The organism is Novosphingobium arvoryzae, assembly GCF_014652615.1.
Lineage (GTDB): Bacteria > Pseudomonadota > Alphaproteobacteria > Sphingomonadales > Sphingomonadaceae > Novosphingobium > Novosphingobium arvoryzae.
Genome location: NZ_BMZD01000004.1, coordinates 218,829 through 231,456 on the forward strand (window position 1 = coordinate 218,829; position 12,628 = coordinate 231,456).

The following is a 12,628-nucleotide window of genomic DNA, read 5'->3' on the forward strand; positions in this document are numbered from 1 at the left end:
CCAATCTCCCTGTTATCCGTTTGAACGGCAGGGTGGAGCGATCAGTCGCTGTTGGTCAAGGGCACTTGCGGCAGGGGAATGAATTCGTCCTCGTCCCCTGGCACTTTGGGAAAGCGTCCGCCGGTCCAGTCCTCGCGCGCCTGCCTGATCCGGTCGCGCGATGAGGAGACGAAATTCCACCAGACGTGCCGCTCGCTCCCCAGCGCCGCGCCGCCCAGCAGCATGACCCGCGCGCCGCGTTCGGAGGTCAGGCGCAAGACGGCGCCGGGGGCGAGCACCGCCAGCGTGAACAGGATGAGGGGCTGGCCGTCCAGCGTGGCCTCGCCGCCCACCAGCATGACCGCGCGTTCCTCTGCCTCGGCCTCGATGGGCAGCGCACCGCCGGGGGCGAGCAGCACTTCGGCATAGATCGTAGGCGAATGCTGGGTGGTGGGGGCGCTCTTGCCCCACAGTGTGCCCATGATGACGCGCGCGCTGGCGCAGCCATCCTCCACCAGCGGCAGGTCGCGGTGCGCTTCGAACGCGGGGGCGATTTCCTCTTGCCCGTCGGGCAGGGCCAGCCACGTCTGCATCCCGTAGAGCCGGGTGGGGCGATGCGCTTCTTCCGGCAGGCCGCGCTCTGAATGGACGATCCCGCGGCCTGCCGTCATCAGGTTGACCTGGCCGGGGCGGATCGTGGCGAATGTGCCCAGGCTGTCGCGGTGGTTGATCGCGCCCTCAAACAGCCAGGTGACGGTGGCGAGGCCGATGTGCGGATGCGGGCGCACGTCCATGCCCTGACCGGGCGGCAGTTCAGCCGGGCCGAACTGGTCGACGAAAATGAACGGCCCGACCATGATCCGTCCCGGCGATGGCAGCACCCGGCGCACGGTGAACGCGCCCAGGTTGTGCGAAACCGGCTGGATCGTGGTCAGGATCGCCATCGCTACTCTCCCGGTGCGCGCGCCTTGATGGCGAGGGCGTGGACCCGCTGTCCCGGAATGTCGCCCAGCGCGGCGTTGACCATGCGCTGGCGGGCAAGGCGTGACTGCCCGGCAAAGGCGGCGCTTTCGATCTCCACCGTGAAGTGCGATTCGCCCGAACCGTCATCGCCGGTGTGGCCGCGGTGGGTAGCGCTGTCGTTGATCACGGCAAGGTGCGTGGGCTGAAACGCGGCGGTCAGCAGCGTTTCCATTTCGAGTGCAAGGGGGCCTTTCATGGCTTCCTTTCTAGCGGAACAATCGCCATGTGGAAGCGCTGTGAGACATGACCGCTTTCATGGCCGCGTTGGCGGCGCGGGCCGGGGCTGCGACCGGCCGGGCTGCCAGGAGGCAGGGGAATTCCGCGCGCCCGGTCCGCGCGGCTCCAGCTTTGACGGGCCGGGCGATTACCGCTGGTTCTGCCTGGATCACGTGCGTGAATTCAACGCCGGGTATGACTGGTTTGAGGGCATGACGCAGGAGGAAATCCTGCGCGCGCAGTCTCCGGTCCACGGGTGGGAGCGGGAAACCCGCGCGTTCAGCCCGACTGCGGGGATCGATTCGGCCCCGCGCTGGGCCGACTTTGCCGACCCGCTGGAAGCAATCAGCGCCCGCGCCCGCGCGCGCCGCCCGGCCCAGCGCAAGGACGGCCGGGCGGTAACGCCGGATGAGCGCAAGGCGCTCGACGTGCTGGGGCTGCCGCTCGATTCGGACCGCTCGATGCTGCGCAGTCGCTATTCCGCGCTGGTGCGCGAATATCACCCGGATCGGAACGGCGGCGACCGCAGTTTCGAAAAACAGCTGCAGAAAGTGGTCGAAGCCTATCAGTTGCTGCGCAAGGCGGCTGCGTTCGCCTGAGGCTTCAGGCCCCTTCGCACAGCGCCTGCAACTGGTCGGCGCAGATGCCCCAGCCTTCCGCGAACCCCATTTCCTTGTGATGGGCCATGCTTTCCGGCGTCCAGTGGCGGGCGCGGGCGGTGTAGCGGGTGCCGGAGCCTTCGGCCTCGACTTCCCAGATGCCCAGCATGAAGGGACCGGCAGGTTCCAGATCGCCCGTGATGGCATCGGTCATGGCAAAGCGGCGCCCTTCGTCCCAAGCGGCGATGAAGCCGGGGTGGCGGTTCACTTCGCCGTCCGGGCCGTGCATCACGATCAGCGATTGCCCGCCGGCAGCCCGGTCCATCCGCTCCACTTCGGCGCGCCAGGGGCGGGGGCACCACCATTCGCCCATGCGGTTCGTCAGCACATCCCAAACTTTGGCGGGCGGGGCGGCGATCAGGCGGGTGACGGACAACTCGTACATGGGCTTGTGCTCTCTCCCGGCAGGACATTGAGTCGTGTTTTGCAATCTAATCCGTATTGCAGGACTGCCCGCGCGCGTATAGGCGCTTGTGTGCGATGACACAGACCACGACCGAACAGCTCGACACCCGCAACAAGACCGTGCTGCCCGCGCCGGACATCGAACTCGATGTGCGCGAGACGTTCGGGATCGATATCGACATGAAGGTTCCGGCCTTCTCGATTGCCGATGAACGCGTGCCTGACCGCGATGACAGCTATGTGTTCGATCCGGACACCACGCTGGCAATCCTGGCGGGCTTTGCCTTCAATCGCCGCGTGATGGTGCAGGGCTATCACGGCACGGGCAAGTCGACCCATATCGAACAGGTCGCCGCGCGCCTGAACTGGCCGTGCATCCGCATCAACCTTGACGCGCACATCAGCCGTATCGACCTGATCGGGCGCGATGCGATCGTGCTGCGCGATGGCCTGCAAGTCACCGAATTCCGCGAAGGCCTGCTGCCCTGGGCGCTGCAGCATCCGGTCGCGCTGGTGTTCGACGAATACGACGCGGGCCGCCCGGACGTGATGTTCGTGATCCAGCGCGTGCTGGAAACCGAAGGCAAGCTGACCCTGCTTGACCAGAACCGCGTGATCCGCCCGGACAAGTATTTCCGCCTGTTTGCCACCGCCAACACGGTTGGCCTGGGTGACACCAGCGGGCTCTATCATGGGACGCAGGCGATCAACCAGGGCCAGATGGACCGCTGGAACATCGTCGTCGGGCTGAACTATCTGCCGGCCGCGGTCGAAAGCGAAATCGTGCTGAAGAAGGTTGACGGCGTGTCCGACAACGTCGTCAGCAACATGGTCAAGGTCGCTGACCTGACCCGCCAGGGCTTCATCAACGGCGATATCTCCACCGTGATGAGCCCGCGCACGGTCATCACCTGGGCGCAGAACACCGCGATCTTCAAGGATCCGGGCTTCGCCTTCCGCCTCTCGTTCCTCAACAAGTGCGATGAGACGGAACGGATGCTGGTGGCGGAATACTATCAGCGCGTCTTCGGGCAGGACCTGCCGGAAAGCGTGGTCGGGCGGGGCTAATGCTCCGCCGACTGGCGCCCGCGCTGCTGCTGGCGCTGGTTGTGCCCGGCGCATCCGCATGGGCCGCTTCGACGCCGGCTGAACAATCGGCCTATTATCCCGCCGCTGCCGACGCCCGCGCCGATCTGGACGCGGCGCTGGCGGAAGCGGCGCGCACTGGCCGGTCTGCCGTGATCGTGTTCGGCGGTGACTGGTGCCATGACAGCACGGGCCTTGCCAAAGTGCTGACCAGCCCGGCATTCCGCGATGAGTTCGGCGCGCGGTTCAGCGTCACCTTCATCGATGTCGGCGTGCCGCAGACCGGTAATGGCCGAAACCTCGACCTGATCGCCCGGTACGGTGTGAAGCGGATGCGCGGCACGCCCGCGATGTTCGTGATTGGCCCGGATGGCGCTGCGCGCAATTCGCGCCGCGACGCGCAAGGCTGGCGCAATGCCGATAGCCGGGGCGAGGCGGCGATCCTCGACTGGTTCCGCCGCCTCTCCGCCAAGCAGGATTAGCCGTTCGGCGTCACCAGATACTTCTCGCCCGTGCGGCGGGCGTTGTATTCGCTGACGGCGGCCTTGGTCAGCATTTCCTCCAGCGAGACATGCGCCTTGTAGTGGCTGGCGAACGTGGTGGTCAGGTCCTTCATCACCCGCGCGCGCATCCGGCCGACCACTTCCGGGCCAGCCTTCATCATGAACGGGGTCAGCAGCCAGCCCGCCAGATCCCAGGTCAGCCCGAAAGCGCGGTTCAGGATCGTCGGGCCAATGTCCAGCGCGCCATAGATGTAGACCTTCTTGGGTTCGGACGAGCCATAACGGCTGAACGCCGCGCCCCGGCTGGCGGCAGCCTCCATCGCGGTCAGGATCTGCCCGGCCAGCGTGCCGCCGCCGATGGGGTCAAAGCCCAGCATCGCCTTCGTTTCGGCAATCGCGTCGATCAGCTTGGGCATGAAGTCGGCATCGGTCATGTTGAGCACGTGGGTTGCGCCCAGGTCCTTCAGCAGCTTCACCTGCGCTTCGCTGCGCACGATGTTGACCAGCGGAATGTTGTCCTCAAGGCAGATCTTGACCAGCATCTGTCCCAGGTTCGATGCGGCGGCGGCGTGGACCAGGCCGGTGAAGCCTTCCAGCTTCATCGTCTCGGTAAAGCCCAGCGCGGTCATCGGATTGACGAAGCTGGACGCGGCCTGTTCGGCGCTGACGCCGTCATCCACGGCAAAGGCCATGCTGGCATCGCACGTGGCATAGGTCGCATAGGCGGTGCCCGGCACACAGGCCACGCGCTTGCCCATCAGCGCCTGCGCGGCCGGCGCGTCACCCGCCGCGACGACGATTCCCGCCGCCTCGTTGCCCGCCGGCATCGCCATGCCGTGGCGTGCCTTGAACGCGCGGGTGGCGGCGTCGGGCATCTTCGCCACGACCTTGCCGGGGGTATAGACCGCGTTGTCGGTATCGGCGGAAGCGAACAGCAGGCCCAGGTCCGACGGGTTGATCGGGGTCGCCTCCACCTTGATCAGCACCTGGCTGCCGGTCGGCGCATCCCAACTGTGGTCGTTCAGCTGGACGGTCAGCGTGCCATCGGCGTCAAGCTGGGTGGTGAGCTGCTGGCCCGTGAAAGTCATGGTTGTCTCCCGAATCCTGCCGCGTTGTGCGGCGTTTCAGATTGCAACCTAACCTGTCACTCGCCGGGGTAAAGCGCCTTGGTGAAGTAAAGCCCATCGCTCGGCGCGTTGAGGCCCAGCGCCTTCCGGTTGCGCGCGGCGAGAGCTTCGCCAACCTGTTCCTCGCGCCAGCGACCCATGCCGACCAGCGTCAGGCAGCCGACCATCGAGCGAACCTGGTGGTGCAGGAAACTGCGCGCGGCGGCATGGATGCGCACTTCATCGCCCACGCGCTCGACCGCCAGACGGTCCAGTGTCTTGACCGGACTGGCCGACTGGCAATGAACGGAGCGGAACGTAGTGAAATCGTGCCGCCCGACCAGCGCCTGTGCGGCGCGGTGCATCGCTTCCGCGTCCAGCGGTTGCGAAACCTGCCAGGCCCGCTGGCGTTCCAGCGTCAGCGGCGCGCGGCGGTTGACGATGCGATAGAGGTATTCGCGGCCCGTGCAGGAAAACCGTGCGTGCCAGTCATCCGCCACGACTGCGCAGGCCAGCACGGCGACCGGGGCGGGGCGCAAGTGCGCGTTCAGCGCCTCCATCAGCCGGAACGGGGCAATGTCCTTGGCCACATCGATATGCGCGCGCATGGCGAGGGCGTGGACGCCCGCGTCGGTACGTCCGGCCGCGTGCATGATGATGTCTTCGCCGGTCACGGCATGGGCGGCATCCTCCACCGCCTGCTGCACGGAGGGGCCATGCGCTTGCCGTTGCAGGCCCATGAAGGGCGTGCCATCGAATTCCAGCGTGAGCGCAAAGCGGGTCAAGCGAGGGCCGTCCCGGCGGGAATCGCCCGTCCGCGCAGCAGCGCCGCGCGGTCCATCACCGGGCGGCCGGCGCGCTGGATCAGGACGGGGCGGATCGCGCTCTCGGCGCAGGCGATGGTCAGTTGATCGTCCAGCGTTTCGCCGGGTTTGCCAGAGCCGTTCACGACTTCTGCCGCCAGCACCCGATACCGCTCGCCGTCCAGCTCGAAAAACGCCCCCGGCGCGGGTGCAAAGGCGCGGACCTGACGCTCCACTTCAGCAGCAGCGCGGGTAAAGTCCAGCCGGCTCTCGGCCTTGTCGATCTTTGCGGCATAGGTCACGCCGTCATCCGGCTGGAGCCGGGGCGGATGTGCGGGCAGGTCGGCCAGCACGTCCAGCAGCAGCCGTCCGCCCAGTTCCGCCAGTTCCGCTGTCAGTTCGCCCGCCGTCTTGCCGTCCACAGCCGTGCGGACTTCCGCCAGCATCGGCCCGGTATCCAGACCGGCTTCCATCTGCATGATCGTCACGCCGGTTTCGGTATCCCCAGCCAGGATCGCCCGCTGGATCGGCGCCGCACCCCGCCAGCGCGGCAGCAGGCTGGCGTGGATGTTGATACAGCCGTGGCGCGGCGCATCCAGCACCGCGCGCGGCAGGATCAGGCCATAGGCGGCAACGATCGCCACATCGGCGTTGAGCGCGGCAAACGCGGCCTGCTCCTCCGCGCCCTTCAGCGACACGGGATGACGCACAGCAATTCCCCGCGCCTCGGCCTCGCGCTGGACGGGGGAGGGCTGCAACTGCTTGCCCCGGCCCGCCGGGCGCGGCGGCTGGGAATAGACGCACGCGATCTCGTGCCCCGCCTCGACCAGTGCGACCAGCGCCGGGACGGCGAAATCCGGGGTTCCCATGAAGATGATGCGCAATTTCGAGGACATTGGTGGCTTTCCGTTTTCCGGCCTGTGCCCTATCTGTCGGGCGATGGCATCGCAAGAGATCGAAACGCTGACCTCCGCCCTGTCGCGGCTCCCCGGCCTCGGCCCGCGCTCGGCCCGGCGGGCTGTGCTGTGGCTGATCAAGCGGCGCGAAACCTCGCTGGTGCAACTGCTCGACGCGCTCGACGCGGTGCGCGGCACGCTGGTTGAATGTGACACCTGCGGCAATGTCGATACCACCAACCCGTGCGCGATCTGCGCCGATCCGCGCCGCGATGCGCGCTCGCTCTGTGTGGTGGAGGATGTCGCGGACCTCTGGGCGCTGGACCGGGCGCGGCTGTTCACCGGGCGCTATCACGTGCTGGGCGGGCGGCTTTCCGCGCTGGAAGGCGTCCGGCCCGAAGATCTCACCATCGGCCAGCTGATCCAGCGCGTTTCGCAGGGCGGGATCGATGAAGTGGTGCTGGCGATGAATGCCACGCTGGAGGGGCAGACCACCGCGCACTACATTGCCGAGCGGCTGGAAGGCTATCCGGTGCGGATTACCCAGCTGGCCCATGGCCTGCCGGTGGGCGGAGAGCTCGATTACCTCGATGAAGGCACGCTGGCGCAGGCGCTGCGCGCGCGGCGGCCGGTGGCCTGAGGGGGCGCCTAAGTCGACGGCTTGAGATTCGGGCGTAACGCCCCTATCTGGCCCCTTATGGCTATCCGTGAAATCATCGAAGTTCCCGACCCGCGCCTGAAAGTGGTGTCCGAACCCGTCACCACGTTCGACGACGAGCTGAAAACGCTGGTCGAGGACATGTTCGAGACGATGTACGATGCCCCCGGCATCGGCCTCGCCGCGATTCAGGTTGGCGTGCCGCTTCGCGTGCTGGTGATCGATCTGCAACCGGACGATCCGGATGCCGAACCCGAAGTGTGCACCGCGCACGGCGGGCACCACCACACCCACCAGCCGACCAAGCGCGAACCGCGCGTGTTCATCAACCCGGAAATCCTGGATCCTTCGGAAGAACACTCGGTCTATCAGGAAGGGTGCCTGTCGGTCCCGGAAATTTACGCCGAAGTCGAACGCCCCGCGCGCATCCGCGCCCGCTGGCAGGACATTGACGGGAATACCCACGAAGAGGACATGGACGGCCTGATGGCCACCTGTCTCCAGCACGAGATGGACCACCTCGAAGGCGTGCTGTTCATCGATCACCTGTCGCGCCTGAAGCGGCAGATGGCGCTGAAGAAGCTGGACAAGCTGCGCAAGGTCGCCTGACCGTAACGGGTGTTGTGCTGGCGGGGAACTGACGCTAGGTTCACATTTCGTTCCAGATAGGGGCCGATGTGGATTCGCCGTTTGTCATTGTCGTAATCGTTGTTTTCGCGCTCGCACTGGGCGCTTTGCTGGGCTGGCTGCTGGCCAGTCGCCCGGTTCAGGATCTGCGCGCGCGGCTCGCGCAGGCCGAAGGTGCGGGCCGCGAACTGGATGACAAGTTCAAGGCCGCGATCCGCGATCTGGCTGCCGCGAGCGAGCGGGCGGAGCGGGTCGATGCCATGCAGGATGAACTCGCCGCCGTGCGTCAGAACCGGGATACGCTGGCGGGCGAATTGGCAACCCTGCGCGCCAACGCGGCGCATTTCGAGGAGCAGAAGCGCCTGCTGCTGGCCGCGCAGGAGGGGCTGAAAAAGGAATTCGAGAACGCCGGGGCCAAAGTCCTTGAACGCGCGCAGGAAGCTCTGCTGGCGCAGGCCAAGGAACGCCTGGCGGTGTCCGAGGAAAAGAGCGCGGAAAAGATCAAGGCGCTGCTCCAGCCAGTCGGGGATCGCCTCAGGAGTTATGAGGAACAGGTCCAGAAGCTGGAAAAGGAACGGGTCGATGCATTCGGCAACCTGCAGGGCCTGATCCAGTCGCTGCGCGAGGGACAGGAACAGGTCCGGCGCGAGGCGCAGCGGCTGGGCAACTCGCTGACCAATGCCCCCAAGGCGCGCGGCCGTTGGGGAGAGCGCGCGCTCCAGAACGTGCTGGAGCAGTGTGGGCTGTCCGAGCACACCGACTTCGAGCTGGAGCATTCGCTGGATACCGAGGATGGCCGACTGCGCCCCGATGCCATCGTGCACGTGCCTGGCCAGAAGAAGCTGGTGATCGACGCCAAGGTCTCGCTCAACGCCTATCAGGCCGCGTTCGAGGCCGATGACGAGGGCGAGCGCAAGCGCCACCTCGACCTGCACGCGCGCTCAATGCGCAACCATGTCCAGACGCTCGGCGCAAAAAGCTATCAAAGCCAGTTCGAGGAAGCGCCCGATTACGTCGTGATGTTCGTCCCCGGCGAACACTTCGTTGCCGCCGCGCTCGAACACGATCCGGAACTGTGGGACTTTGCTTTCCGCAACAAGGTGCTGCTGGCCACGCCGACCAATCTGGTGGCAATCGCGCGCACCGTGGCGCTGGTGTGGAAGCAGGATCAGCTGGCGCGCGAGGCCGTGGAAATCGGCCGCATGGGCGGTGAACTCTATGACCGGATTGCGGTCGCGGCGGATCACCTCAAGGCGGTCGGCCCCTCGCTCGAACGTGCAGTGCGCAAGTACAACGATTTCGTCGGCAGCTTCGAACGCAACGTCATGACCTCTGGCCGCCGTCTGCGCGACAAGGGGATCGAGATCGGCAAGCGCGAGATCGAGGATATTCCGCTGGTCGAGGCGACCTCGCGGTATAATGATCACGCGGAAGCTGTTCAGCCGGCATTGCCGTCGACTGATGGCGAAGCTGCGTAAGCCAGTCCGCTCGCCCGATTACACGCAATGCCACCAATTCCGCTCGTCCTGAGCTTGTCGCAGGACTGTCCTTCTTTCCCGCGCCAAGAAAAGGTAGTCCTTCGACAAGCTCAGGCCGGGCGGGCGGGGGGTATCTCTTGGGTTCCGGCTTACTTGACCCGCCGCGCCTCGATCACGTGTGTTTTTGACCGCAGGGTCAGGGTTCCGCGTGTCACATCGACGGTCGGTTTGGCACCCAGCAGGTCGGCCAATGCGCGTTCCTGATCCATCAGGCCTTCGCAATACATCATCGTCGACATGTAGGGGCCGCCGACCAGCTTGCCCTGCTCGATCACCCATGTGCCGCCCTGGCCATTGCAGCCAACGGTCGCGCTCAGGCGGTCGCGCATGAAGCGAATCGCGGCGCGTGGGCTGGCGGGGGGCTTGCCGTCGATCCGCACGATCTTCCATTCGGTGTCATGCAGCGCGGCATGGCGCGGGACCGAAGCGTGGGCGCAGGCGGAAAGAGACAGCGCGGCGGCGGCGAGGGTGAGGGAGCGGATCATGGTGCGGGGTCTATTCCGCGCCGCCTGATCGCTGGCTGAACGGATCAGTCGTCCAGTGCCGCCAGTGCTTCATAGGCCAGCACGGCCCCGGCGACCGCGGCATTCAGGCTGTCGGCGCGGCCCTTCATCGGCATCGTGACCCGCAGGTCGCAGGCCATTTCGTAGTCTTCGGGCAGGCCGCGCGATTCGTTGCCGACCATCAGGAAGCACGGCGCGGCATAGGGCGCGCCGCGATAGGGCTGGGCATCGCGCAGGCTGGCAGCGACGAGCTGGCCCGCGCCGCTGCGCAGCCAGGGCAGGAATTCGTCCCAGCGGGACTGTGCGAGTTGCTGGGTAAAAATCGCCCCCATGCTGGCGCGCACGGCCTCGACCGAGAAGGGATCGGCGCAGTCATCGATCAGGATCAGCCCGCCTGCACCAACAGCGTCGCCCGTGCGCAGCATCGTGCCGAGGTTGCCCGGATCGCGCAGCGCCTGTGCCACCAGCCAGATTTTCGCGGAGGACCGGTCCAGTGCGGTCAGGTTCGTGTCGAATTCGGCAAACACCCCGGCCACGGCCTGCGGGTTATCCTTGCCCGTGACCTTGGCGAGGATATCCTCGTCCATTTCCAGCACTTCGCCGCCCGCCGCCAGGACGTCGGCCTCCAGCGCGGTCAGCAGCGGATGTGCTTCCCGGCCGGTGGCCATGACCAGGATTTCCGGCAGCTTGCCGCATTCGCGCGCATCGGCCAGCAGCCGCAGCCCTTCGGCCAGAAACTGTCCGGCGGCCTTGCGGTGCTTCTTTTCGCGCAGTCCCCGCAGGTGCTTGACCGCAGGGTTGGAAAAGCCGGTGATCGTGCGGCGGCGGGTCAAGCCTCAGTCCTCGCCGAAGCCGTCCTTGACAAGCCCCACCAGCTTGGTCAGCGCCATGTCGGCACCGTCGCCGGCCACGATGATGTCGATCGTGTCGCCCTTGGCCGCGCCAAGCATCATCAATCCCAGGATGGAGCCGCCCGCGGCGTCATTGCCGTCCTTGGCCACCCGGACGGTCAGCCCGTCGGGCAACTTGGCCACGGCATTGACGAACTTGGCACTGGCGCGGGCGTGGAGCCCGCGATTGTTCACGATCTCAACGCTTTCGCGTGCCTCTGTCATTCCCCCTCACCCCCCCAACGGTATTTACGCGTCCTGTCCGAGGAACTCCGACGCGATCGTAATGTAGTTGCGGCCTGCATCGCGCGCAGCGGCGGAAGCAGCCTTGATGTCCATGCATCCGCGTGCCTTGGCGAGGCGGATCAGCATCGGCAGGTTGATCCCCGCGATCACTTCCACCTTGCCCGCCTGCATCAGCGAAATGGCCAGATTGGACGGGGTGCCGCCGAACAGGTCGGTCAGGATGATCACGCCCTGGCCGCTGTCGACCGCCTGGATCGCATCGGCGATGTCGCGCCGGCGCACTTCCACGTCGTCATTGGGACCGATGCAGATCGTCGCCACGGCATCTTGCCGGCCCACGACGTGCTGCATGGCATGCACGAACTCATCGGCCAGACGGCCGTGCGTGACAAGGATCATGCCGATCATGCTGAACTGACGCTCCGCTGTTGCAACCCGCCGATTCGGCCCGGAATTTGGCCGTCCCGAATGACGCTGAACCTGCCGCCGGTCAACGCTTTAGTGCCTCTGCCTGCCGCAGATTTCCGGATGGATCCTCCACCAGATCGGCCGCGCGGGCAGACAGGTTGCGATGCAGGACGCTGGGTGAATACCCGGCATCGCGCAAGGCCGCGGCCATCTGTTCGGCGGTAAAGACGGAGCGATGGCGTCCCCCGGTGCAGCCAAAGGCGATGTTGACGTAAGCTTTGCCCTGCGCCTGGTAGCGCGGCAGCAGTTGCAGGATCAGATCGCGAATGCGGCCGAAGGCTTCATCGAACGCGGGATCCTTGCGGATGAAATCGCCCACCGGCGCGTCCCGTCCGGTCTGGGGTCGCAGTTCCGGGTCCCAATGCGGATTGTGCAGGAAGCGCATGTCGAACACCAGATCGGCGACTGGCGGCATCCCGCGCGAAAAGCCGAAACTGGTGATGCTGACCGTCGTCCCCATCGGCGCATCGCGGCCAAACCGTTCGCGGATGGCCTGTTGCAGGTCGTTGCTGGTAAAGTCGGTGGTGGAAATCACCATGTCCGCCCAGCGCCGCAGCGGCTCCATCGTCTCGCGCTCTGCCGCGATGCCGGAAGCGGCCGGAAGATCCTGCGCAAGCGGATGACGGCGGCGGGTTTCGTTGTAGCGGCGCTCCAGTTCCTGCCCGGCGCAATCCAGAAACAGGGTGGTCAGTTCCAGGTCTTCGCGCCCGACCAGTCTCTTCACGCGTTCAATCACCTTGTTGGGATCGAACCCGCGCGTGCGCGAATCAAACCCGATCGCCAGTGGTGGCCGCAAGTCCGGCGCGGGCGCATCGGGGCTGTCGATCAGGCGGTCAAGCAGGCGGATCGGAAAGTTGTCGATCGTTTCCCAGCCGAGATCTTCCAGCACTTTCAGGGCGGTGGTCTTGCCCGCGCCAAGCAGGCCGGTGACCAGCAGCACACGCTGGCGGGTGAGGGTTGGGGAGGAATCGGGCATCGCGCTGCTTATGTGGGCAGGTGCAGCGCGAAAGGGAAGGGGAAAC

The 12,628-nt window shown here is 66.1% G+C and carries 17 protein-coding genes; 6 read left to right on the forward strand and 11 right to left on the reverse strand.

Annotated elements, in window-relative coordinates; genetic code table 11:
* Positions 1–41 precede the first annotated feature (41 nt).
* Complete coding sequence (locus IE113_RS10425; protein ID WP_189541149.1) at positions 42–923, reverse strand: pirin family protein; 882 nt, start codon at positions 921–923, stop codon at positions 42–44.
* Positions 924–925: 2 nt separating this feature from the next.
* Positions 926–1,198, reverse strand: coding sequence for a BolA family protein (locus IE113_RS10430; RefSeq protein WP_189541151.1), 273 nt, complete (start codon positions 1,196–1,198; stop codon positions 926–928).
* A 40-nt stretch (positions 1,199–1,238) separates the two neighbouring features.
* Between IE113_RS10430 and IE113_RS10435 the strand changes: the two genes are divergently transcribed.
* Entirely contained in the window at positions 1,239–1,817 is a 579-nt protein-coding gene (locus tag IE113_RS10435) for a J domain-containing protein (RefSeq protein ID WP_189541153.1), read from the forward strand.
* 4 nt (positions 1,818–1,821) lie between these two features.
* Here IE113_RS10435 and IE113_RS10440 read toward each other — a convergent pair whose 3' ends face one another.
* On the reverse strand, positions 1,822–2,262 hold the full coding sequence (locus tag IE113_RS10440) for an SRPBCC domain-containing protein (RefSeq protein ID WP_189541154.1): 441 nt from the start codon (positions 2,260–2,262) through the stop codon (positions 1,822–1,824).
* A 95-nt stretch (positions 2,263–2,357) separates the two neighbouring features.
* Here IE113_RS10440 and cobS point away from each other — a divergent pair, with 95 nt between their 5' ends.
* Together cobS and IE113_RS10450 are read left to right on the forward strand one after the other, a co-directional pair.
* Positions 2,358–3,350 carry a cobaltochelatase subunit CobS gene (gene cobS / locus IE113_RS10445; protein ID WP_189541156.1) on the forward strand — a complete coding sequence of 331 codons (993 nt, stop codon included), beginning with the start codon at positions 2,358–2,360 and terminating at the stop codon, positions 3,348–3,350.
* Complete coding sequence (locus IE113_RS10450) at positions 3,350–3,850, forward strand: thioredoxin family protein (protein ID WP_189541158.1); 501 nt, start codon at positions 3,350–3,352, stop codon at positions 3,848–3,850. Before cobS ends, IE113_RS10450 begins: the two co-directional genes overlap by 1 nt.
* Here the strand turns inward: IE113_RS10450 and IE113_RS10455 are convergent.
* The 3 genes from IE113_RS10455 to fmt are packed head-to-tail and all read right to left on the reverse strand — an operon-like array spanning position 3,847 to position 6,664.
* Complete coding sequence (locus tag IE113_RS10455; RefSeq protein WP_189541160.1) at positions 3,847–4,959, reverse strand: alcohol dehydrogenase catalytic domain-containing protein; 1,113 nt, start codon at positions 4,957–4,959, stop codon at positions 3,847–3,849. The two genes, IE113_RS10450 and IE113_RS10455, sit on opposite strands and share 4 nt — an antisense overlap.
* A gap of 56 nt (positions 4,960–5,015) precedes the next feature.
* Positions 5,016–5,762 carry a tRNA pseudouridine(38-40) synthase TruA gene (truA, locus tag IE113_RS10460; RefSeq protein ID WP_189541162.1) on the reverse strand — a complete coding sequence of 249 codons (747 nt, stop codon included), beginning with the start codon at positions 5,760–5,762 and terminating at the stop codon, positions 5,016–5,018.
* Positions 5,759–6,664 (reverse strand): methionyl-tRNA formyltransferase, encoded by a 906-nt coding sequence (gene fmt, locus IE113_RS10465; protein WP_189541386.1) that lies wholly within the window; start codon positions 6,662–6,664, stop codon positions 5,759–5,761. Before fmt ends, truA begins: the two co-directional genes overlap by 4 nt.
* Positions 6,665–6,719: 55 nt before the next feature.
* On the opposite strand from fmt, the gene recR reads away from it, so the two are divergent.
* The 3 genes from recR to IE113_RS10480 all read left to right on the forward strand — a co-directional run bounded on the left by recR (position 6,720) and on the right by IE113_RS10480 (position 9,439).
* Positions 6,720–7,316, forward strand: a complete 597-nt coding sequence (recR, locus tag IE113_RS10470; protein WP_189541164.1) for a recombination mediator RecR — start codon at positions 6,720–6,722, stop codon at positions 7,314–7,316.
* A 57-nt stretch (positions 7,317–7,373) separates the two neighbouring features.
* Positions 7,374–7,943 (forward strand): peptide deformylase, encoded by a 570-nt coding sequence (gene def / locus IE113_RS10475; protein ID WP_189541166.1) that lies wholly within the window; start codon positions 7,374–7,376, stop codon positions 7,941–7,943.
* 68 nt (positions 7,944–8,011) lie between these two features.
* Positions 8,012–9,439 carry a DNA recombination protein RmuC gene (locus IE113_RS10480; protein WP_189541168.1) on the forward strand — a complete coding sequence of 476 codons (1,428 nt, stop codon included), beginning with the start codon at positions 8,012–8,014 and terminating at the stop codon, positions 9,437–9,439.
* 149 nt (positions 9,440–9,588) lie between these two features.
* Here the strand turns inward: IE113_RS10480 and IE113_RS10485 are convergent, their stop codons facing one another.
* The 5 genes from IE113_RS10485 to rapZ all read right to left on the reverse strand — a co-directional run bounded on the left by IE113_RS10485 (position 9,589) and on the right by rapZ (position 12,582).
* A complete protein-coding gene (locus tag IE113_RS10485; protein WP_189541170.1) occupies positions 9,589–9,984 on the reverse strand; it encodes an META domain-containing protein in 396 nt (131 codons plus the stop codon).
* A 44-nt stretch (positions 9,985–10,028) separates the two neighbouring features.
* Complete coding sequence (locus tag IE113_RS10490; RefSeq protein WP_189541172.1) at positions 10,029–10,835, reverse strand: TrmH family RNA methyltransferase; 807 nt, start codon at positions 10,833–10,835, stop codon at positions 10,029–10,031.
* Between the two features lie 3 nt (positions 10,836–10,838).
* Complete coding sequence (locus IE113_RS10495; RefSeq protein WP_189541174.1) at positions 10,839–11,117, reverse strand: HPr family phosphocarrier protein; 279 nt, start codon at positions 11,115–11,117, stop codon at positions 10,839–10,841.
* 24 nt (positions 11,118–11,141) lie between these two features.
* Positions 11,142–11,546, reverse strand: a complete 405-nt coding sequence (locus IE113_RS10500; RefSeq protein WP_189541176.1) for a PTS sugar transporter subunit IIA — start codon at positions 11,544–11,546, stop codon at positions 11,142–11,144.
* Between the two features lie 82 nt (positions 11,547–11,628).
* Positions 11,629–12,582 carry an RNase adapter RapZ gene (gene rapZ, locus IE113_RS10505; RefSeq protein ID WP_189541178.1) on the reverse strand — a complete coding sequence of 318 codons (954 nt, stop codon included), beginning with the start codon at positions 12,580–12,582 and terminating at the stop codon, positions 11,629–11,631.
* Positions 12,583–12,628 lie beyond the last annotated feature (46 nt).

Bases quoted from the DNA above. Each gene is read 5' to 3' on its own strand.
- IE113_RS10455 (WP_189541160.1), bottom strand. From the start codon at position 4,959: ATGACTTTCACGGGCCAGCAGCTCACCACCCAGCTTGACGCCGATGGC.
- IE113_RS10425 (WP_189541149.1), bottom strand. From the start codon at position 923: ATGGCGATCCTGACCACGATCCAGCCGGTTTCGCACAACCTGGGCGCG.
- IE113_RS10450 (WP_189541158.1), top strand. From the start codon at position 3,350: ATGCTCCGCCGACTGGCGCCCGCGCTGCTGCTGGCGCTGGTTGTGCCC.
- recR (WP_189541164.1), top strand. From the start codon at position 6,720: ATGGCATCGCAAGAGATCGAAACGCTGACCTCCGCCCTGTCGCGGCTC.
- cobS (WP_189541156.1), top strand. From the start codon at position 2,358: ATGACACAGACCACGACCGAACAGCTCGACACCCGCAACAAGACCGTG.
- IE113_RS10500 (WP_189541176.1), bottom strand. From the start codon at position 11,546: ATGATCGGCATGATCCTTGTCACGCACGGCCGTCTGGCCGATGAGTTC.
- IE113_RS10495 (WP_189541174.1), bottom strand. From the start codon at position 11,117: ATGACAGAGGCACGCGAAAGCGTTGAGATCGTGAACAATCGCGGGCTC.
- rapZ (WP_189541178.1), bottom strand. From the start codon at position 12,582: ATGCCCGATTCCTCCCCAACCCTCACCCGCCAGCGTGTGCTGCTGGTC.
- IE113_RS10485 (WP_189541170.1), bottom strand. From the start codon at position 9,984: ATGATCCGCTCCCTCACCCTCGCCGCCGCCGCGCTGTCTCTTTCCGCC.
- IE113_RS10440 (WP_189541154.1), bottom strand. From the start codon at position 2,262: ATGTACGAGTTGTCCGTCACCCGCCTGATCGCCGCCCCGCCCGCCAAA.
- def (WP_189541166.1), top strand. From the start codon at position 7,374: ATGGCTATCCGTGAAATCATCGAAGTTCCCGACCCGCGCCTGAAAGTG.
- IE113_RS10430 (WP_189541151.1), bottom strand. From the start codon at position 1,198: ATGAAAGGCCCCCTTGCACTCGAAATGGAAACGCTGCTGACCGCCGCG.